General features: G+C 72.4%; 12 protein-coding genes. 7 read left to right on the forward strand and 5 right to left on the reverse strand.

Annotated features, from left to right (window positions below):
* Positions 1-25: 25 nt before the first annotated feature.
* The gene (locus RIU97_RS12910) at positions 26-1,501 is read right to left on the reverse strand and encodes a sugar transferase (protein WP_404956324.1); all 1,476 of its coding nucleotides are present in this window, start codon (positions 1,499-1,501) and stop codon (positions 26-28) included.
* 382 nt (positions 1,502-1,883) lie between these two features.
* Between RIU97_RS12910 and RIU97_RS12915 the strand changes: the two genes are divergently transcribed.
* Both RIU97_RS12915 and RIU97_RS12920 read left to right on the forward strand, forming a co-directional pair.
* Positions 1,884-4,157, forward strand: coding sequence for a M4 family metallopeptidase (locus RIU97_RS12915; protein WP_404956326.1), 2,274 nt, complete (start codon positions 1,884-1,886; stop codon positions 4,155-4,157).
* A gap of 228 nt (positions 4,158-4,385) precedes the next feature.
* A complete protein-coding gene (locus RIU97_RS12920) occupies positions 4,386-5,879 on the forward strand; it encodes a hypothetical protein (RefSeq protein WP_404956327.1) in 1,494 nt (497 codons plus the stop codon).
* Between the two features lie 63 nt (positions 5,880-5,942).
* Here RIU97_RS12920 and RIU97_RS12925 read toward each other — a convergent pair whose 3' ends face one another.
* Complete coding sequence (locus RIU97_RS12925; protein ID WP_404956329.1) at positions 5,943-6,698, reverse strand: hypothetical protein; 756 nt, start codon at positions 6,696-6,698, stop codon at positions 5,943-5,945.
* A 142-nt stretch (positions 6,699-6,840) separates the two neighbouring features.
* Positions 6,841-8,388 (reverse strand): DHA2 family efflux MFS transporter permease subunit, encoded by a 1,548-nt coding sequence (locus tag RIU97_RS12930; protein WP_404956331.1) that lies wholly within the window; start codon positions 8,386-8,388, stop codon positions 6,841-6,843.
* A gap of 145 nt (positions 8,389-8,533) precedes the next feature.
* Here RIU97_RS12930 and RIU97_RS12935 point away from each other — a divergent pair, with 145 nt between their 5' ends.
* Complete coding sequence (locus tag RIU97_RS12935; protein WP_404956333.1) at positions 8,534-9,535, forward strand: Lrp/AsnC family transcriptional regulator; 1,002 nt, start codon at positions 8,534-8,536, stop codon at positions 9,533-9,535.
* Positions 9,536-9,553: 18 nt separating this feature from the next.
* Here the strand turns inward: RIU97_RS12935 and glgP are convergent, their stop codons facing one another.
* Positions 9,554-12,190: an alpha-glucan family phosphorylase gene (gene glgP / locus RIU97_RS12940; protein WP_404956335.1), complete on the reverse strand. Its 2,637-nt coding sequence runs from the start codon at positions 12,188-12,190 to the stop codon at positions 9,554-9,556.
* 638 nt (positions 12,191-12,828) lie between these two features.
* Between glgP and RIU97_RS12945 the strand changes: the two genes are divergently transcribed.
* The 4 genes from RIU97_RS12945 (at position 12,829) to glgB (ending at position 20,427) form a co-directional block, all read left to right on the forward strand.
* Positions 12,829-14,823: a maltotransferase domain-containing protein gene (locus RIU97_RS12945; protein ID WP_404956337.1), complete on the forward strand. Its 1,995-nt coding sequence runs from the start codon at positions 12,829-12,831 to the stop codon at positions 14,821-14,823.
* Positions 14,820-16,538 carry a maltose alpha-D-glucosyltransferase gene (treS, locus tag RIU97_RS12950; protein ID WP_404956339.1) on the forward strand — a complete coding sequence of 573 codons (1,719 nt, stop codon included), beginning with the start codon at positions 14,820-14,822 and terminating at the stop codon, positions 16,536-16,538. Before RIU97_RS12945 ends, treS begins: the two co-directional genes overlap by 4 nt.
* 155 nt (positions 16,539-16,693) lie before the next feature.
* Complete coding sequence (locus RIU97_RS12955) at positions 16,694-18,139, forward strand: maltokinase N-terminal cap-like domain-containing protein (RefSeq protein WP_404956341.1); 1,446 nt, start codon at positions 16,694-16,696, stop codon at positions 18,137-18,139.
* Entirely contained in the window at positions 18,136-20,427 is a 2,292-nt protein-coding gene (glgB, locus tag RIU97_RS12960) for a 1,4-alpha-glucan branching enzyme (protein ID WP_404956344.1), read from the forward strand. Before RIU97_RS12955 ends, glgB begins: the two co-directional genes overlap by 4 nt.
* Here the strand turns inward: glgB and RIU97_RS12965 are convergent.
* The gene (locus tag RIU97_RS12965; RefSeq protein ID WP_404956346.1) at positions 20,417-20,770 is read right to left on the reverse strand and encodes a thioredoxin family protein; all 354 of its coding nucleotides are present in this window, start codon (positions 20,768-20,770) and stop codon (positions 20,417-20,419) included. The genes glgB and RIU97_RS12965 overlap by 11 nt on opposite strands.
* Positions 20,771-20,857 lie beyond the last annotated feature (87 nt).

Here is a 20,857-nt window from a genome sequence, read left to right on the forward strand (position 1 = left end):
CGGGCGGCCTCGATACCCCGGTGCCTCAGTACGCTCCGCGTCCGTCGACGACGGCGCGGAGCGTACGGCCCATCACGTCGACATCGCTGGTGAAGGACCAGTTGTCGACGTACTGCAGGTCGAGCTGGATCGTTTCGTCCCAGGACAGATCGGACCTACCGCTGATCTGCCACAACCCCGTCATCCCGGGCCGCACGGTGAGCCGCCGCAGTTCGACCTCGTCGTACTGGGCCACCTCCTCCGGCAGCGGCGGGCGCGGGCCGACCAGCGACATGTGGCCGGTCAGTACGTTGACCAGCTGCGGCAGTTCGTCCAGCGAGGTGCGGCGCAGCAGCCGGCCCACCCGGGTCACCCGGGGGTCGCGGCGCATCTTGAACATCAGGCCGTCGTTCTCGTTCGCCCCGGACAGCTCGGCCTTGCGGGCGTCGGCGTCCATCACCATCGTGCGGAACTTCCACATGACGAACGGCACCCCGTCGCGGCCGATGCGCTGCTGCCGGTAGAAGGCCGGACCGCGCGAACCGAAGCGGATGGCCAGCACGATGCCGAGGAAGACCGGCGCGAGCAGCAGCAGCCCGGCCGCGGCTCCCACCCGGTCCAGGGCCGACTTGAGCAGGGTCTGCACGCCACGGCCGACCGGGGGCGCGACCCGCAGCACGGCCAGCCCGCCCGCGGACAGGGTCTCCAGCCGCTTGACGGAAACCTCCACCAGCCCGGCGAAGACCGCCAGTTCCAGCCCGGCGTCGTGCAGGGCCCAGGCGACGCGGCGCAGCCGCTCCCCCGTGATCCGCACTCCGGGGGCCACCAGCACCAGGTCTGCGTGGTGGCTGCGGACGGCGCCGAGCACGGCCGAGGAGTCGCCGGCCGGGGCCTCGGGCATCGCCTCGTCGAGCCGGGCCGCCACGGGCACCCCGCTGGAAAGGGCGCCGGAACCGACCGGGACCACGCCCACGACCACGTACGGGTGGTCGGTGCGCGCGGCGAGGTGCGCGATGACATCCTCGGCCGCGTCGGGCTCGCCGACGACGAGGACCCGGCTCACGGCCTGGGCCTCGCGACGGGCGGCCGAGAGGTGACGGTAGGTCAGCTTGTGGCAGGCGACGGTGATGAGCAGGGCCGGCAGCAGGGCCCCGAGGGCGGACAGCCGGGGCGTGTCCTCCTCGGTCACCACGCGGGCCACGGCCAGCACGCCGATGAGAATCAGCCAGTCGTGGACGACGGGCAGCACTCCGCGCGACTCCCCGAGCGCGCGGGCCGCGTACCGCCGGCGCAGCGCCTGGACCCCGGTCCACGCCACGGCGGCGGCAAGGGCGCAGTAGAGGGGCCGGACCTGCTGTGCGGCATCGAAGACGAGCCCTACGGGGAGGGCGGCGCCGAAGAAGTCGGCGGCGACGGCGGCCGGGCGGTACCAGCGGGCCTTGTCCCCGAGGCGCCGGGCGGACCCGACGGAATCACGGGCCGCCCCGGCCACTCTTTGCGCAGGAAAATGGACATGCCTCATGGGCCCCCCTGGCACGTGGTCTATGACAGTGGCGGGTGTCCATGGCTTCCCCTGGCAACGGACATCTGCCGCACCGGGAAACAGTACGACAAACACCCGTACGGTAAATGCCGTTTGGGTCAACGCAGCCTCTTGTTGCGCAAGTGTTAGCAACCGGTATCAGCCGTTCCGAATGCCGGACGCCCCCTTTTGCACACGAAGGTGAATGGTCCGAATACCGGATACGTATCTTCGGACAACGAACCGTTTCCGGCCAACCTTTTGACGCGGCCCTGACATCTAGACCGACAAGTGGCAATCTTCGACCGTTCATCGCACCAGCCCTGTTCTGCCCGGAGGCCCACCCAGCCATCCGGAACCCCCCTTGCAGAAGGAGTCTGCGTTGAGGTCCACCCCCCAGAGGCGTGCCACCGCGGCCGGCGCGCTCGTTGCCGCGGCAGCCCTGCTCGCCGTAGGTATACAGACCGGCACCGCCACCGCCGACGCCACCGCGTCCCAGGCACCCAAGGCCGCCCAGCCCAATCCGGGCGCGGCCAACCGCGTACTCAGCGCTTCGGAGCGTGCGACGCTCCTCGCCGAGGCCAACTCGACCACCGCGCAGGCCGCCAAGGCGCTCGGCCTCGGCAGTGGCGAGAAGCTCGTCGTCCGCGATGTCGTCCAGGATGCGGACGGCACCACGCACACGACGTACGAGCGCACCTACGACGGCCTCCCCGTGCTCGGCGGTGACCTCACCGTTCACGCCAAGGGCGGTGTCACCAAGAGCGTGACCAAGGCGACCAACCACGAGATCAAGGTCGCCGACACCAACGCCACGGTCACCCCGGCGGCCGCGGAGAGCCAGGCGGTCTCCGCCGCCAACGCCGAGGGCTCGAAGGAGGCCAAGGCCTCCAAGAACGCCCGCAAGGTGATCTGGGCGGCCGAGGGCGCTCCGGTGCTCGCGTTCGAGACCGTCGTCGGCGGCCTCCAGCACGACGGCACCCCGAACGAGCTGCACGTGGTGACCAACGCCAAGACCGGCGCCAAGATCACCGAGTGGCAGGCCATCGAGACCGGCACCGGCAACACCATGTACAGCGGCCAGGTGACCCTCGGGACCACCCAGTCGGGCAGCACCTGGAACCTGACCGACGCCGCGCGCGGCAGCCACAAGACGTACAACCTCAACCGCGGCACCGGCTCCGGTACCGGCACCCTGTTCTCCGGCCCGGACGACATCTGGGGCAACAACCAGCCGTCCAACCTGGAGACCGCCGGCGCGGACGCCCACTACGGCGCGGCCGTCACGTGGGACTACTACAAGAACGTGCACGGCCGCAACGGCCTGCGCAACGACGGCGTGGCCCCGTACAGCCGGGTCCACTACGGCAACGCCTACGTCAACGCGTTCTGGAGCGACTCCTGCTTCTGCATGACGTACGGCGACGGCGAGGGCAACAACAAGCCCCTCACCTCCACCGACGTGGCGGCGCACGAGATGACCCACGGTCTGACCTCGGTCACCGGCAACATGACCTACAGCGGTGAGCCCGGCGGTCTGAACGAGGCCACCTCCGACATCTTCGCGGCGGCGGTCGAGTTCTACGCCAACAACCCGCAGGACGTCGGCGACTACCTGGTCGGCGAGAAGATCGACATCAACGGCGACGGCAGCCCGCTGCGCTACATGGACAAGCCGAGCAAGGACGGCGCGTCCAAGGACGCCTGGTACTCGGGCCTCGGCGGCATCGACGTCCACTACTCCTCGGGCCCGGCCAACCACTGGTACTACCTGGCCTCCGAAGGCTCCGGCGCCAAGGTCATCAACGGCGTGAGCTACGACTCGCCGACCGCCGACGGCCTCCCGGTCACCGCGATCGGCCGCGACGCCGCCTCGAAGATCTGGTTCCGCGCGCTGACCACCGGTCTGTTCAAGTCGAACACCAACTACGCGGCGGCCCGTACGGCCACCCTGCAGGCGGCGGCCGACCTGTACGGCGCCGGCTCGGCCACGTACAACAACGTGGCCCACGCCTGGGCGGCCATCGCCGTCGGATCGCGCCCCGCGCCCAGCGGCGTCTCGGTCACGGCGATCCCGAACCAGACCACCCAGATCAACACCGCTGTCAGCCTGCAGGTCCAGGCCACCAGCACCAACCCGGGTGCGCTGAGCTACGCGGCGACCGGCCTGCCGGCCGGCCTGTCGATCAACTCCTCCACCGGCCTGATCTCGGGCACGGCCACCACCGCGGGCACGTCCAACGTGACCGTCACGGTGACCGACTCGCAGAGCAAGACCGGGACGGCGTCCTTCACCTGGACGGTCGGCACCGGTCAGCAGAACGTCTTCGAGAACACGAACGACTACCAGATCGCGGACAACGCCACGGTCGAGTCCCCGCTCTCGGTGACCCGTACGGGCAACGCCCCGAGCACGCTGAAGGTGGACGTGAACATCGTCCACACCTACGTCGGTGACCTGGTGGTCGACCTGGTCGCCCCCGACGGCAGCGTGTACAACCTGCGCAACCGCACCGGCGGCAGCGCGGACAACATCGTCCAGTCCTTCACCGTGAACGCCTCCTCCGAGGTCGCCAACGGCACCTGGAAGCTCCGCGTCAGGGACGCTGCCAGCCTGGACACCGGCTACATCAACAGCTGGAAGCTCACCTTCTGACCCCATCGGGGCCATGTGAGCCACAGCTGAACAGATAGACACGGGGCCGCCCGGGAGAAGACCTCCCCGGGCGGCCCTGTCCCATGGGCCCTGCCGCGCCGGGACCTGTTGCCCCGAAGGCGGGGACCTTCGGCGCCGCCCCGCGTCCGGGCGTACGGGGAGACTGGGTCCGAGCGAACCTACGGAAGCGTAGGTCCGGGTGACCCGCCGAGTGACGGACCTGCCCCCATGCCTCAGCCGCGTACGACGGCCCCGACCACCGTCCCGACCGCCGTCCCGACCGCCGGTGCCGGCACCACCGCGCGGCCCCGGCCCTGGCTGATCCAGGGCGGCACGGGCGTCGGGGTCTCCGGCTGGCGGCTGGCCCGGGCCCTGTCCACGGCGGGACAGCTCGGCGTGGTCTCCGGCACCGCGCCGGACGTGGTCCTGGCCCGGGTGCTGCAGACCGGTGACCCCGGCGGGCACGCCCGCCGCGCGCCGGCCGCCTTCCCGCTGCCCGAGCTCGCGCAGGGCGCGCTCGACTGCTACTTCCGCGAGGGCGGCATCGGCGGGGGCGTCCCCCTGCGCACCACCCCGCGGCTGCGGGCGACCGGCGGGTCACCGGCGGAAATCCTCACCGTCCTCGGTAACTTCGTCGAGGTCTGGCTCGCGAAGGACGGACATGACGGCATCGTCGGCGTCAACTACCTGGAGAAGATCCGGCTGGCCACCGCCCCCGCCCTGTTCGGCGCGATCCTGGCAGGCGTCGACCACGTGCTCGTGGGCGCGGGAGTCCCGGGTCAGATCCCTGCCCTCGCCTCGCGGCTGGCGCGCTCCCAACCCTGCGTGACCCAGGTCGCCGTGGTGGGCGACGAGGAGCCGCTGGACCACCTCTTCGACCCGATGGCGCTGCTCGCCGGGCTCCACCCCGGCCCGCTGCGCCGTCCGGACGTACTGGCCATCGTGTCCCTGCCGGTGCTGGCCGCCTACCTCGCGCGCGACGAGTCGACCCGCCCCGACGGGTTCGTCATCGAGACCTCGCAGGCCGGCGGGCACAGCGCCCCGCCGCGCGGGCCGATGCGGCGGGGCGCAGACGGCGAGCCGGTCTACGGCCCGCGCGACCAGCCCGATCTCGCCACAACGGCGACGCTCGGGCTGACGTTCTGGCTCGTCGGCGGGCAGGCCGCCCCAGAGGCGGTCACCCCGGCCCGCGCCGCGGGGGCGGCCGGGGTGCAGATCGGCAGCGCGTTCGCCCTGTGCGAGGAGTCGGGGATGGCCCGGCACCTGCGCGGCCGGGCGCACGCCGGCACCCTCACGGTCCGCAACGACCCCGAGGCCTCGCCGACCTCGTTCCCCTTCAAGGTGGCGGAGCTGCCGGGGACGCTCTCCGAGCCCGAAGTGGCCGCGGCCCGGCGCCGGGTGTACGGCCTGGGCTTCCTGCGCACGCCGGTACGCGGCCCCCGCGGTCTGCTCTACCGGTGCGCGGCCGAGCCGGTGGGGAGCTACGTCCGCAAGGGCGGGGACGCGGCCGACGCGGTGGGCCGGCAGTGCCTGTGCAACGGGCTGCTGGCGACCGTCGGGCTGGCCCAGCGGCGGCCCGGCGGGGTGGTGGAGCCCCCGCTGGTGACGATCGGCAAGCACCTGTCCTTCCTGCCGAGGCTCTCCCCGGACGCGTCGCCCTATACGGCGGCCGACGTGGTGGAGTGGCTGGCGGCGGGTGCCGGTCCTGCGGAACGGGCCTGACGCGGAAGTGGCCCGGCCGCCGCGCGGGGCGCCGGACCACTCCCGGGTCAGGGAGCCACCGGATCAGCCCATGGCGCGGAAGACGGCGTCGAGGAGGTCTTCCTCCTCCTCTTCCTCCTCGCCGGCCTGGTCGTCACGGGCCTGGTCGTCACGCGCCTGATCGCCGCGGCCCTGGTCGTCACGCGCCTCGTCGTCACGCGCCTCGTCGTCACGCGCCTCGTCGTCACGGGCCTCGTCGTCACGCGCCTGGTCGTCACGCGCCTGGTCGTCACGCGCCTGGTCGCCGCGACCCTCGTCACCACGGCCCTGGTCGTCACGGGCCTGGTCGTCACGGCCTTGGTCGTCACGGGCCTGGTCGTCACGGCCCTGATCGCCGCGACCCTCGTCACCACGGCCGTGGTCGCCGCCGTTGTTCCAGTCGCCGCGGCCGTCGTTGTCGCCGCGGCCGTCGTCCGCCCCGTTCACCGGCGTGAAGTAGGCCGAGACCACCCTCACCCGGTTCACCTGCCCGTCCGGCCTCAGGGTCGCCACCTCCTCGCCGGAGCAGCTGCGGTTGTCGAAGAGGTGCGCCCGCGACCTCGTGTTGTTCTGGACCGCGACCGCGGGCCTGTCCCGGGAGGTGCGCGTCAGCACGTAGCAGGTGTTGTTGTCCGCGGGCCGGATCTGGCCGTTCTCCTCGACGTCGTTGTCGTTGACGAACCGGTAGTTCAGCGTGCCGAGCGCGCGGTCACCGTGGTCGTCAGCCAGCGACGGGCCGGCGGTGGGCAGGACGAGCGCGAGAGCGCCGACGAGCACGGCGGTGGTGGTGCGAAGACGCATGGGGGGAAATCCGTTCCTCGGGTCCGCGGATGCCGGGTCCGGTGGCATCCGCGGGCAGCGTAGGAGCGGAGCGGGTCGCGGAAACGATTCGGCATGCCCAGTACGTTCGAAGGTTCACCCGTGAGGTCCCAGCCGCAGGGTTTCAGATCCGGGCGGGGGGCGCTGCCGCGTCCGCAGCCGCCGCGGTCTTCGTACGGGCCCGCGGGACGCCGGCGGCGGCAGCCGGGGTCCCGTCACGGAGCAGCAGGAAGACCGCCAGAGCGCCGGCCAGACCCATCGCGGCCGAGGCCAGGAACGTCTCGCGCAGACCGCTCGCGAAGGCCGCCTCCACCAGGCCGGTCAGCGTCTCGCGGGCCGCGCCCGCCGGGGCCTCGGCGAGCAACTGCCCGGCGCCGCCGGAGGCCAGCGGCTCCGCCAGTTCCCGGCCGCCCTCACCGAGCCCGGAGCGCAGCCCCGCGTGGAACACGGCGCCGAGCACGGCGATGCCGAGGGCGGTGCCCAGCTGGCGCGCGGTGTTCAGGGCGCCGCCCGCCATGCCCGCCCGGGCCGGGGCCACGGCCCCCATCGCCGTGGCGGCGAGCGCCGGGGTGGCGGCGCCCACCCCCACGCCGGTCACGAGCAGCCCCGGGACCAGCGCGCTCCAGCCGTCCCCGGCGTCCAGCATCCAGGCCTGGAGCAGCGCGCCCGCGCCGATCAGCAGCAGCCCGCCGCCGATGGTCAGACGGGGCGCAACCCCGTGCAGCAGCCGCCCGGCCACCGCGGCGACGACGAAGCCGGCCGCGCTCAGCGGCAGCAGCACCAGCCCTCCGCCGACCGGGCTCATCCCCTCGGCGGACTGCAGCCAGAGGGAGACGTACATGAGGTAGGAGAACGCGGCGCCCGAGAGCAGCAGTCCGGCGGCCATGACGGCGACGAAGGTGGGGCTGCGGAAGAGCGAGAGGTCCAGCATCGGGTGGGAGCTGCGCAGTTCGACGAGGACGAAGGCGCCGAAGGCGGCCACGCCGAGGCCGAGGAGGCCGAGGGTGGTGGGCGAGCTCCAGCCGTTCTCGCCCACCCGGATCACGGCGTAGGTGAGGGCCGCTGCGCCCGTGGTGAAGGTGGCCATGCCGGGCAGGTCGAGGCGCCCGGCGCGCGGGTCGCGGGATTCGGCCACCGCCTTGAGGGTGACGTACACGGCCAGCGCGCAGACGGGCAGGTTGATGAAGAAGATCCAGCGCCAGCCGAACTGCTCGGTGAGCAGCCCGCCGATGACGGGTCCGGCCGCGGCGGCGGCGCCGTTGACCGCGCCCCAGACTCCGAAGGCCACCCCGCGGTCACGGCCCTGGTAGGCCGCGCTGAGCAGGGCCATGGTGGTGGCGAACATGGCGGCTCCGCCGATGCCCTGGACGGCGCGGAAGGCGATCAGCTCCGCCGGGCCGGTGGCCAGCCCGCAGGCGAGCGAGGCGGCGGCGAAGAGCCCGAGTCCGCCGAGGTAGACGCGGCGGCGGCCGATCCGGTCGGCGAGCGAGCCCGCTCCCAGCAGCAGGGCGGCCAGCGCGAGGGCGTAGACGTCCATCACCCACTGGAGGTCGGAGAAGCCCGTGTGCATGTCGGCGGCCATGTCGGGCAGGGCGACGGTCACGATCGTGACGTCGACCAGGAGCATGAAAGCCCCGAGGCAGACGGCCGTCAGTGGCAGCCATTTGCGCATGGGAGTTCTCCTCGGATGACGGAGGGGCGAAGGCGCGGGAGGATCCCCGGCGAGCCCAAGGTCCCACCGCCCCGCTCCGGTCCCCCATCCAGCAGCCCGCTTCTGCCGGATTTCCGTCACAGGAGCCCCTGTCATGATGGAAACCATGAACGATACGGAGCTGGACGCACTCGACCGGTCCCTGGTCCAGGCCCTGGTGATCGACGGCCGGGCCCCCTTCAGCCGGCTCGCCGAGGTGCTGGAGGTCTCCGACCAGACCGTCGTACGCCGGTACCGGCGACTGCGGACCGCCGGCCTGATCCGGGTGGTCGGGCTGCCGGTGGGCAGCCGCGTGGGGCTGTTCGAGTCCTGGCTGCGGGTGCAGTGCGCCCCGGACGCCGCGCTCCCGGTGGCCGAGGCGCTCGCCCGCCGCCCGGACATCGCGTGGGTGACCCTGAACTCGGGCGGTACGGAGGTCCACTGCATGACCCGGGCCCGTACCCGCAAGGACCGGGACACGCTGCTGCTGGAGAAGCTGCCGCGCACCCGCCGGGTGACCGGCATCAGCGCCCACACCATCCTGCGGAAGTTCTTCGGCGGCCCCGACGCGTGGGCGGGCGTGGACGTGCTGCGCCCCGACCAGATCGCGGCCCTGGAACGGCCGCCGGCGCCGCCCGCGACCGAGCGGTACGCCCTGGACGACACGGAGTTCGCACTGCTCACGGTCCTGGGCCGGGACGGCCGCGCCGGGTATCCGGAACTGGCCCGGGCCACCGGTCTGTCGGAGTCGACCGCCCGCCGCAGGCTGGAGCGGCTGCGCGAGCTCGGGGCCCTCTTCTTCGACGTGGAGTTCGTCCCCACCCTCTTCGGCTACGAGGCGGAGGCGACGATGGTGCTGACCGTGCCGCCCGCCCGCCTCGCGGAGGTGGGGGCCGCGCTGGCGAGCCACCGCGAGGTGCCGTTCGCGGCGGCCGTGACCGGGGCGGCCTCCCTGATGGCGGTGGTCGTGTGCCGGGACACCGACGCGCTCTACACGTACCTGACCGAGCGGATCGGCGCGGTGGACGGGGTGGAACGGGTGGAGGTGATCCCGGCCCTGCGCAGCGTCAAGCGGGCCGGGATGCTCGTCGAGGGCGAGCGGCTGGTGGACCCGCCGCCCGCCCCCTGAACCGGTACCGCGGCGGCCCTACCGCAGCAGTACGCCGCCTCCCGCGTCCGTGTCCACCGGGGACGCGACCAGGCCGAGTTCGGCCGGGGTCGCCAGCAGCGGGTGCGCCGGCAGGATCCGTACCGTGTAGCCGAAGGGCCCCGTGCGGTCGAGGGCGAGCGGGCCCTCGTACACCCAGCGCCCCTCCAGGTCGGGCCCCGCGGCCGGCTTGAGCGGGAAGGTCCGCCCGTCCCGGATCACGTCCTGCGCGTCCACCCGGCCGGCGAAGGCCTGCACCTCCACGTCCTCGGGCGCGAGGGCGTCCAGCGACACCTGCACCCGCAGGGTGAGGGTGGACCCGAGTTCGGCGGTGCCGTTCACGGGAGCCGCGGCCAGCGCCTCCACGTGCTCGACGCAGACCCGCGGCCAGGCCGCCCGGACCCGTCCCTTCCACCAGGCGAGGTCGCGCGCGGCCCCGGCGTCCAGGGTCCGGTGGGCGAGCGCGGCCGGCGTGTAGAGCCGCTCCACGTACTCGCGCACCATCCGGCCCGCGAGCACCTTCGGCCCCAGCGAGACGAGCGTGCGCCGGACCATCTCGATCCACCGCACCGGGAGCCCGGTGCCCCCGGCCCGGTCGTAGAACCGGGGTGCGACCCGGCCCTCGATCAGCTCGTAGAGGGCGCTCGCCTCCAGGTGATCGCGCCGGTCCTCGTCGGCGCCGAGCCCGTCGGCGGTCGGGATCGCCCAGCCGAAGTCCGGCTCGAACCACTCGTCCCACCAGCCGTCCAGCACGGACAGGTTGAGGCAGCCGTTCAGCGCGGCCTTCATCCCGCTCGTCCCGCACGCCTCCAGCGGCCGCAGCGGATTGTTCAGCCAGACGTCACAGCCCGGGTAGAGCTTCTGCGCCATGGCCATGCCGTAGTCGGGCAGGAAGACGATCCGGTGCCGCACCCTCGGGTCGTCCGCGAACCGCACCAGTTCCTGCACGAGCCGCTTCCCGCCGTCGTCGGCCGGATGCGCCTTGCCGGCGACCACGATCTGCACCGGCCGGTCCGGGTCCAGCAGCAGCCTGCGCAGCCGGTCCGGGTCGCGCAGCATCAGCGTCAGCCGCTTGTACGAGGGCACGCGCCGGGCGAAGCCGATGGTCAGCACGTCGGGGTCGAGTACGGAGTCCACCCAGCCCAGCTCGGCGGCGGCGGCCCCGCGCTGGAGCCACGAGGCCCGCAGCCGGTCCCGTACCTCCTGCACCAGCTGCTCCCGGAGCACCCGCCGCAGGTCCCACACGTCCTGGTCGGGGATCTCGGCGACCGCGTCCCAGCGGTGGGAGCCGCCGACCGACAGGGCGTCCTCGGTGCGGCCCGCGCCGATCTGGCGGACGCCGAGCCGGACCACCTCCGGGGCCACCCAGGTGGGGGCGTGCACCCCGTTGGTCACGGAGGTGATCGGCAGTTCGGCCGGGTCGAAGCCGGGCCACAGGCCGGCGAACATCTCCCGGCTGACCGCTCCGTGCAGGGTGGACACCCCGTTGGCCCGCTGGGCCAGCCGCAGTCCCATCACGGCCATGTTGAACACCCCGGGGTCGCCCCCGGGATAGGTCTCGGCGCCGAGCTCCAGGATCCGCTCGACCGGTACGCCGGCCAGTTCCCCGCCGTCCCCGAAGTGCCGGGTGACCAGGGCCCGCTCGAAGCGGTCGATCCCGGCCGGGACGGGGGTGTGCGTGGTGAACACGGTCCCGGCGCGCACCGCCTCGACGGCGGCGTCGAAGCCGAGCCCCTGCTCCCGTTCCAGTTCCCTTATGCGTTCGAGCCCGAGGAACCCGGCGTGTCCCTCGTTGGTGTGGAAGACCTCGGGGGCGGGGTGGCCGGTGAGTCCGCAGTACAGCCGGACGGCGCGGACACCGCCGATGCCCAGCAGCATCTCCTGGAGCAGCCGGTGGTCGCTGCCGCCGCCGTAGAGCCGGTCGGTCACCTCGCGGGCGACGGCGTCGTTGTCCTCGACGTCGGAGTCCAGGAGCAGCAGCGGCACCCGCCCGACGCGGGCCTGCCAGATGTGCGCGTGCAGGGCGCGGCCGCCGGGCAGGGTCAGGGAGACCCGGGCGGGGGTCCCGTCCTCCTGGCGGAGCAGGCCGAGCGGGAGTTCGTTGGGGTCCAGTACGGGATAGTGCTCCTGCTGCCAGCCGTCGCGGGACAGCGACTGGCGGAAGTAGCCGTGCCGGTACAGCAGTCCCACCCCGATGAGCGGGACGCCGAGGTCACTGGCGGCCTTCAGGTGGTCCCCGGCGAGGATGCCGAGGCCGCCGGAGTACTGGGGCAGGGCGGCGGTGATCCCGAACTCGGGGGAGAAGTAGGCGATGGCGGCGGGCAGTTCCGCGCCGTTCTCCTGGCTCTGGTACCACCTCCCGCCGTTGACGTAGTCGTCGAGGTCGGCGGCGGCGACGGCCAGGCGCCGCAGGAAGCGGCGGTCCGCGGACAGTTCCGCGAGCCTGGCGGCGGAGACGGTGCCGAGCAGCCGGACGGGGTCGCCGCCGGCGGCCAGCCAGCCCTCGGGGTCGACGGATTGGAAGAGTTCACGGGTCTCGGCATGCCACGACCAGCGCAGATTGCGCGCGAGGTCGGTGAGCGGCAGCAGGGTTTCCGGGAGGACGGGGCGCACGGTGAATCGACGGATAGCCTTCACACGTTCCACCTTCGCAGGGGATTGCGGATCGGAGCGGTCGCACCACGCTGTGCACCCGCGCATCACCCCGGGAAGGCTAGCGAGGCCCGCGTGTTCCGGCCATGGCGCCTCCGGCGGCGGCCGCCGGCCCCGCCTGCCGCCCGCTGCCGACGGCTCCGGGTCCGGCCGGGCCGCCGCGACGGCGTTCGCGCGCTGCTCGCCGGGGCTCCCGGGGGCGACAGGGCTCGTCTCCTGACCACTCGTTCGAGCGGTCCGTGAGGTGCCCCAGGGACCCCTGGGACGGGTGGTGTAGGCCCCCACATCACCTAGTCCCGGCCGACTTGACGGAGCCCCGATGGATGTCGATCCGGGGCTGGGTATTGCCCGTTCCACTACGTACGAGTAGTTAACCGAGCGCGCGGATTGGGCCGGGCGTGAGTGGGAAGGGCTCCCCGGGTACACGTCGTACACGCACGAGGCACCCGCCCACAAACCCTCTCCCCGCCACCCGAGTGAACGCGGACAGGAGCGGCCATGCCCGCAGCCCAGCCGTCTTCCGAGCGGCTAGAAACAGAGCGAACAGAGCGTGCACTACCAGTCGTGACACCGACTGGCCTGTTGTCACCGAGCCCTGCGAACTGCCCCCAGGTGATCCCATCATGATCGGTCGCATTCCCGTGCTGGACGTCCGCCCCGCCGTCGACTGCGGCGCCAGACCCGCCAAGGCGGTCGTGGACGAGGTCTTCGAGATCTCGGCCACCGTGTTCCGCGAGGGCCACGATGCCGTTGCGGCGCACATCGTCCTGCGCGATCCGAGCGGGCGGCTGCGGCCCCCCGTACCGCTGCGCGAGCTCGCCCCCGGCACCGACCGGTGGGGGGCCCGCGTCTCCGCCGAGGCCGAGGGGAGGTGGACGTACACGGTCGAGGCGTGGAGCGACCCGGTGGCCACGTGGCGGGCCCATGCCGCGATCAAGATCCCGGCAGGCATCGACACCGGGCTGATGCTGCTGGAGGGCGCCGAGCTCTACGAGCGGGCCGGGGTCCGGATTCCCAAGCGCGACGGCCGCGAGGCCGTGCTGGCCGCCGCCGAGACCATGCGCGACGAGGACCGGCCGGCCGCCGAACGTTACGCCGCCGCCCTCGACCCCGCCGTGGACGCGGCGCTGGCCAAGCGCCCCTACCGGGAGCTCGTCACCGCCTCCAAGCCGCTGCCGCTCCTCGTCGAGCGCAAGCGGGCCCTGTTCGGCTCCTGGTACGAGATGTTCCCGCGCTCCGAGGGAGCGGTGCTGGAGCCCGGCGAGGCACCGGTCAGCGGAACCTTCCGGACCGCCGCGGAGCGGCTGCCCGCGATCGCCGCGATGGGCTTCGACGTGGTCTACCTGCCACCCATCCACCCGATCGGCAGCACCTACCGCAAGGGACCGAACAACACCCTCTCCGCGGGGAGTTGGGATCCGGGCGTGCCCTGGGCCATCGGATCGACCGAGGGCGGACACGACGCGGTCCACCCGGAGCTCGGCACGATCGAGGACTTCGACGCGTTCGTCGCGCGCGCCCGCGAGCTGCGCATGGAGATCGCGCTGGACTTCGCCCTCCAGTGCTCCCCCGACCACCCGTGGGTCGAGAAGCACCCGGAGTGGTTCCGCCACCGCGCCGACGGGACGATCGCGTACGCCGAGAACCCGCCGAAGAAGTACCAGGACATCTACCCGATCCACTTCGACACCGACATGGCCGGCATCGTCAAGGAGACGTGCCGGATCCTGCGGTACTGGATGGAGCACGGCGTCCGCATCTTCCGGGTCGACAATCCGCACACCAAGCCGGTCGTCTTCTGGCAGAAGGTGATCGCGGACATCAACAAGTCCGATCCCGACGTGATCTTCCTGGCGGAGGCCTTCACCCGTCCCGCCATGATGCGCGCGCTCGCCGCGGTCGGCTTCCAGCAGTCGTACACGTACTTCACCTGGCGCAACACCAAGGCCGAGCTGACCGAGTACCTGACCGAGCTGTCCGGGACCGCCTCGGCCTCCGTGATGCGGCCGAACTTCTTCGTGAACACCCCGGACATCCTCCACGAGTACCTGCAGGAGGGCGGCCGCCCCGCTTTCGAGGTACGGGCGGTCCTCGCCGCCACCCTCTCGCCCGCCTGGGGGGTCTACGCCGGCTACGAGCTCTGCGAGAACACCCCGGTGCGGCACGGCAGCGAGGAGTACCTGGACTCGGAGAAGTACGAGTTCCGGCCCCGCGACTGGGAGGCCGCCGACCGCGACGGCCGCACGATCGCCCCGCTGATCACCGCCCTGAACCGGCTGCGCCGCCGCAACCCCGCGCTCCAGCAGCTGCGCGACATCCACTTCCACTCGACCGACAACGAACAGGTGATCGCCTATTCGAAGCACGCCGGAGCCAACTCCGTACTGGTGGTCGTCAACCTCGATCCGCACCACACCCAGGAGGCGACGGTGTCGTTGGACATGCCGGTACTCGGCCTCGACTGGCACGGGTCCCTCGCGGTGCGCGACGAGCTCACCGGCGAGACCTATCACTGGGGCAGGGCGAACTACGTGCGCCTAGAGCCGGGCCGCACGCCCGCGCACGTACTGGCCGCTCTGCGACCGTCCCCGCCCACCGGAGGGTCACCCACCACATGATGATCAACGATCCCGTCCACGACACGTTCGAGGACACCCCCGCCAAGGACCGCGATCCCGACTGGTTCAAGCGGGCCGTCTTCTACGAGGTCCTCGTCCGCTCCTTCCACGACAGCAACGGCGACGGCGTCGGGGACCTCAAGGGGCTCACCGCCAAACTGGACTACCTCCAGTGGCTCGGCGTCGACTGCCTCTGGCTGCCGCCGTTCTTCGCCTCGCCCCTGCGCGACGGGGGCTACGACGTCTCCGACTACACCTCCGTGCTGCCGGAGTTCGGCGACCTCGCCGACTTCGTGGAGTTCGTGGACGCGGCGCACACCCGCGGCATGCGGGTGATCATCGACTTCGTCATGAACCACACCAGCGACCAGCACGAGTGGTTCCAGCAGTCGCGCAAGGACCCGGACGGACCGTACGGCGACTACTACATGTGGGCCGACAACGACAAGCAGTACCAGGACGCCCGCATCATCTTCGTCGACACCGAGACCTCCAACTGGACGTACGACCCGGTACGCAAGCAGTACTACTGGCACCGCTTCTTCTCCCACCAGCCGGACCTCAACTACGAGAACCCGGCCGTCGTGGAGGAGATCGTCTCCGCCCTGCGCTTCTGGCTCGACCTCGGCATCGACGGCTTCCGCCTCGACGCCGTGCCCTACCTCTTCGCCGAGGAGGGCACCAACTGCGAGAACCTGCCCCGCACCCACCAGCTCCTCAAGCGGGTCCGGGCGGAGATCGACGCGCACTACCCGGACACCGTGCTGCTCGCCGAGGCCAACCAGTGGCCCGAGGACGTCGTCGACTACTTCGGCGACTTCGCGACCGGCGGGGACGAGTGCCACATGGCCTTCCACTTCCCCGTCATGCCGCGCATCTTCATGGCCGTACGAAGAGAGTCCCGCTACCCGGTCTCCGAAATCCTGGCCAAGACACCGGCGATCCCGGACCGCTGCCAGTGGGGCATCTTCCTGCGCAACCACGACGAGCTCACCCTCGAAATGGTCACCGACGAAGAGCGCGACTACATGTACGCCGAGTACGCCAAGGACCCGCGGATGCGGGCCAACATCGGCATCCGGCGCCGCCTCGCCCCGCTCCTGGACAACGACCGCAACCAGATGGAGCTGTTCACCGCCCTGTTGCTGTCCCTCCCGGGCTCGCCGGTGCTCTACTACGGCGACGAGATCGGCATGGGCGACAACATCTGGCTCGGCGACCGCGACGGCGTCCGGACCCCCATGCAGTGGACCCCGGACCGCAACGCCGGTTTCTCCTCCTGCGATCCGGGCAGGCTGAACCTGCCGGTCATCATGGACCCGGTCTACGGGTACCAGGTCACCAGTGTCGAGGCGGCCATGGCGTCGCCCTCCTCACTGCTGCACTGGACCCGCAGGCTGATCGAGATCCGCAAGGCCAACCCGGCTTTCGGACTCGGCTCGTACACCGAACTGCCCTCGTCCAACCCGGCGGTGCTCGCGTTCCTCCGCGAGTACGGGGACGACCTGGTGCTGTGCGTGCACAACTTCTCGCGTTTCGCGCAGCCCACCGAGCTGGATCTTCGGTCGTTCAACGGACGGGTCCCGGTGGAGCTCACGGGCGACGTGCGCTTCCCGCCGATCGGTGAGTGGCCGTACCTGCTGACCCTGGCGGGCCACGGCTTCTACTGGTTCCGGCTGCGGACCGAACAGCGCGGCGAGCAACGCGACGGGTAACGGGCCGGCGGAGGGGCGGGCAGCTCGAATGGGTCAATCGCCCGCCCCTGTACGGATCATCCTGACCCGACACTCGCACATGCCGGAGAAGCAACTGCCGCGCATCCGGGACACTCTGCGCATTCTGTGACGGCCCGGGGAAAGGACGCGACGCCATGTCGGAGGCTGCATCCGCCCGGAGCCGGCTCACGGCCGACCGGGCCGCCGGGATCACCCCGCTGGAACCGATGCTGAGGGCCTGGCTGCCCGCACAGCGCTGGTTCGCGGGCAAGGGCCGCACCATCAGCAGGCTCAGGACCGTCTCGGCGGCCGAGCTGCTGCCGCCGGGTTCCACCCCCGGACTGCTGCACCTGCTCCTCGACGTCGACGGGGACTGCTACCAACTGCTGCTGGGCATCCGCCCGTCCCTGCCGCCCGCGCTCGCGCCCACCCTGATCGGCCACGCCGAGGACGGCCCGTACGCCGGCCGGGCGGTCTACGAGGCGCTGGGCGACCCGCGGCTCGCGGCCATGCTGCTGGAGCGGCTGCGCTCCCCCGGGGTGCTCGGACCGCTGCGCTTCGACCGGGACCCGGCCACGCCGATCCCGGCGGGGCTCGTGCCCCGGCCGCTCTCCGGGGAGCAGACCAACTCTTCACTGATCTACGGAGATTCGTTCATCCTGAAGGTGTTCCGCCGGGTCGGCCCCGGGGTCAACCCGGACCTGGAACTGCCCCGGGCGCTGGCCGCGGCCGGCTGCGCCCGCGTCCCGGCGCCCGTCGCCTGGTACGAGGCCGAGCCGCCCGGGAGCGAGCCGCTGACCCTGGGCGTGCTCCAGCCGTACCTGCGCGGCTCCGACGACGGCTGGCAGCTCGCGCTGCGCCGGCTCGGCTCCGGGGCCGACTTCACCGCCGAGGCGCACGCGCTCGGCCGGGCCACCGCCGAGGTGCACAGCGCGCTCGCCTCCGCGCTGCCCACCGTCGCGCTCGGCCCGGAGCAGACCGCCCGGCTGGCCGCCGGGATGACCGCCCGGCTGGCCGCGACCGCCCGGGAGGTGCCCGCCCTGCGGCCCTACGAGGCGGGACTGCGGGGAGCCTTCGACGCGCTGGCCGCCTCCCGGGGAGCGGGGGTGCCCGCCCAGCGGATCCACGGGGACCTCCATTTGGGTCAGACCCTGCGCACCCTCGACGGCAGCTGGTCGTTGATCGATTTCGAGGGCGAGCCGGCCCGGCCGCTGGCCGACCGGCGCCGTCCCGAACCGGCGGTGCGCGACATCGCCGGGATACTGCGCTCCTTCGACTACGCCGCCCGCTCGCACCGGCCGTTCGCCCCCGCCTGGGCGGACGACTGCCGGGCCGCCTTCTGCGAGGGCTACGCCCGCACCACCGGCCGGGACCCCCGCGAGGACCCCGTACTGCTGCGGGCGTACGAGACCGACAAGGCGGTGTACGAGGCCCGTTACGAGTCCCGGCACCGCCCCGACTGGCTGCACGTCCCGATGGCCGCGATCCGGCGGCTCTCGGAACCCTCGCGACCCGCGCACCGCGTGCCGCCGACCCCGCCCGCCCCCGGTTCCATCTCCCCGCACCCCCGCCCGAAGCCCCCGAGGAGGCCGCTCGCGTGAGCGCCGCACGACAGCCGTCACCGACCGTCCGCGACGAAGCCGCACCCGCCCCGGCGGCGGCGAAGAAGGCCCGCGCCCCCCGGGCCCGCCGCGCCGCCGCCCCTCCACGCGGGGTCCGGCCGGCGCCCGCACTGGGCGGTGACGAACGGGCCCGGCTGCTGGAGGGCCGCCACCACGATCCGCACGGGGTGCTGGGTGCCCGTGCCGCGCGGGGCGGGGTGGCCTTCCGCGTGCTGCGTCCCTACGCCAAGGCGGTCACCATCGTCGCCAAGGGGCTGCGGGCCGAGCTCTTCGACGAGGGCGACGGGCTGTTCTCCGGACTGCTGCCGCTGACCGGCGTGCCGGAGTACCGGCTGCTGGTCGCGTACGACAGCGACGAGATCGAGGTCCACGACCCGTACCGGTTCGTGCCCGCCCTCGGCGAGCTGGACCTGCACCTGATCGGCGAGGGCCGCCACGAGCAGCTGTGGACCGCGCTCGGTGCCCAGCCGATGGAGCACCAGGGCGTGGCCGGGACCCGGTTCACCGTGTGGGCGCCGAACGCGCAGGGGGTCCGGGTCGCCGGGGACTTCTCGTACTGGGACTCCGTCGCCTACCCGATGCGCTCGCTCGGCGCGAGCGGCGTGTGGGAGCTCTTCCTGCCCGGCGTGGGCGCCGGTGCGCTCTACAAGTACGACATCACGCGCCCGGACGGCAGTCACACCCTGCGCGCCGACCCGATGGCCCGGTCAGCGGAGGTCCCGCCGGCGAACGCCTCGGTGGTCACCGCCTCCGGCCACGTGTGGCGGGACGCGGAGTGGATGGCGCAGCGCGGCGAAAGGCCGCCGCACCAGGCGCCCTTCTCGGTGTACGAGCTGCACCTGGCGTCCTGGCGGCCCGGGCTCTCGTACCGGCAGCTCGCCGAGCAGCTCCCCGCGTACGTCAAGGAGCTGGGCTTCACGCACGTGGAGATGATGCCGGTCGCCGAGCACCCCTTCGGCGGCTCCTGGGGCTACCAGGTCACCGGCTTCTACGCGCCGACCTCGCGGATGGGCACCCCGGACGACTTCCGCTTCCTCGTGGACGCGCTGCACCGGGCCGGGATCGGGGTGATCGTCGACTGGGTGCCCGCGCACTTCCCGCGCGACGACTGGGCCCTCGCCGAGTTCGACGGGCGGGCGCTGTACGAGCACCAGGACCCGCGCCGGGCCGCGCACCCGGACTGGGGGACGCTGGAGTTCGACTACGGCCGCAAGGAGGTCCGCAACTTCCTCGTCGCCAACGCCGTGTACTGGTGCGAGGAGTTCCACGTGGACGGGCTGCGCGTGGACGCGGTGGCCTCGATGCTCTACCTCGACTACTCGCGCGGCGAGGGCGAGTGGGCGCCCAACGAGCACGGCGGGCGGGAGAACCTGGACGCGGTGGCGTTCCTCCAGGAGATGAACGCCACCGTGTACCGGCGCTGCCCGGGCGTGGTGACGATCGCGGAGGAGTCCACTGCCTGGGACGGCGTGACGCGCCCGACGGACTCCGGCGGGCTCGGCTTCGGCCTGAAGTGGAACATGGGCTGGATGCACGACACCCTGCGCTACATGTCGAAGGAGCCGGTGCACCGCAAGTACCACCACCACGACATGACCTTCGGGATGATCTACGCCTTCAGCGAGAACTACGTGCTGCCGATCTCGCACGACGAGGTCGTGCACGGAAAGAGCTCGCTGGTGTCCAAGATGCCCGGGGAGGACTGGTGGCAGAAGCGGGCCGCGCACCGGGCCTACCTGGGCTTCATGTGGGCCCACCCGGGCAAGCAACTGCTGTTCATGGGGCAGGAGTTCGCCCAGGGCTCGGAGTGGTCGGAGGCGTACGGGCCGGACTGGTGGCTGCTGGACGACTCCTACGCGGCGGCCGGCGACCACCGGGGCGTACGGAGCCTGGTGCGCGACCTGAACCGCACGTACACGGCGGCGCCGGCCCTGTGGGAGCGGGACACCGTGCCGGAGGGCTTCGCCTGGGTGGAGGCGGACGCCGCGGAGGACAACGTGTTCGCCTTCCTGCGGTACGCGCAGGACGGCTCGCAGCTCCTGGCGGTGTCGAACTTCTCGCCCGTGGTCCGGCACGGCTACCGGATCGGCGTGCCGGCGGAGGTGCCGCTGTGGCGGGAGGTCCTCAACACCGACCTCCAGGTCTACGGCGGCAGCGGCGTCCACCACACGCAGCCGCTGCGGGCGGAGCCGGTGCCGGCGCAGGGCCGCCCGGCCAGCCTGCGCCTGACCCTCCCGCCGCTGGCGACGGTCTGGCTCAGGCCCTAGCGGCGGCCGCCGGCTCCTCCTCCAGCTCCTGGAGGAGGAGCCGGCGCTTGGCCCGGGCTCCGACGATCTGCTTGACGGGCTCGCCGTCGCGGAACAGGAGCAGGGTCGGCAGGGACAGCAGCCCGTACCGCGTGACGGCGGCGGGGTTGCTGTCCGCGTCGATCTGCACGACCTTGAGCGGGTCGGCCTCCTCGGCGGCGACCGCGGACAGCACGGGCGCGATCTGGCGGCAGGGGCCGCACCAGTCGGCCGTGAACTCCAGGAGGACCGGCCGCCCGCGCTCCGCGATCACCTCGGCCTCGAAGTCCGCGTCGGTCACTTCCGCCACACCGTGAGCCTTCATGTCCCCATCCCTCTCCCCCGCGACTCGCAGTACCGCAGCGTCCGGGTGCTGGTCCCGGCCCGTTCCGCCAGTTCGTCGATGCGCATG

The sequence above is a fragment of the Streptomyces sp. 147326 genome (assembly GCF_045000215.1).
Lineage (GTDB): Bacteria > Actinomycetota > Actinomycetes > Streptomycetales > Streptomycetaceae > Streptomyces.

Bases quoted from the DNA above. Each gene is read 5' to 3' on its own strand.
- RIU97_RS12925 (WP_404956329.1), bottom strand. From the start codon at position 6,698: ATGCGTCTTCGCACCACCACCGCCGTGCTCGTCGGCGCTCTCGCGCTC.
- RIU97_RS12955 (WP_404956341.1), top strand. From the start codon at position 16,694: ATGTCGGAGGCTGCATCCGCCCGGAGCCGGCTCACGGCCGACCGGGCC.
- RIU97_RS12945 (WP_404956337.1), top strand. From the start codon at position 12,829: ATGATCGGTCGCATTCCCGTGCTGGACGTCCGCCCCGCCGTCGACTGC.
- RIU97_RS12930 (WP_404956331.1), bottom strand. From the start codon at position 8,388: ATGCGCAAATGGCTGCCACTGACGGCCGTCTGCCTCGGGGCTTTCATG.
- RIU97_RS12920 (WP_404956327.1), top strand. From the start codon at position 4,386: ATGCCTCAGCCGCGTACGACGGCCCCGACCACCGTCCCGACCGCCGTC.
- treS (WP_404956339.1), top strand. From the start codon at position 14,820: ATGATGATCAACGATCCCGTCCACGACACGTTCGAGGACACCCCCGCC.
- RIU97_RS12935 (WP_404956333.1), top strand. From the start codon at position 8,534: ATGAACGATACGGAGCTGGACGCACTCGACCGGTCCCTGGTCCAGGCC.
- RIU97_RS12965 (WP_404956346.1), bottom strand. From the start codon at position 20,770: ATGAAGGCTCACGGTGTGGCGGAAGTGACCGACGCGGACTTCGAGGCC.
- RIU97_RS12910 (WP_404956324.1), bottom strand. From the start codon at position 1,501: ATGAGGCATGTCCATTTTCCTGCGCAAAGAGTGGCCGGGGCGGCCCGT.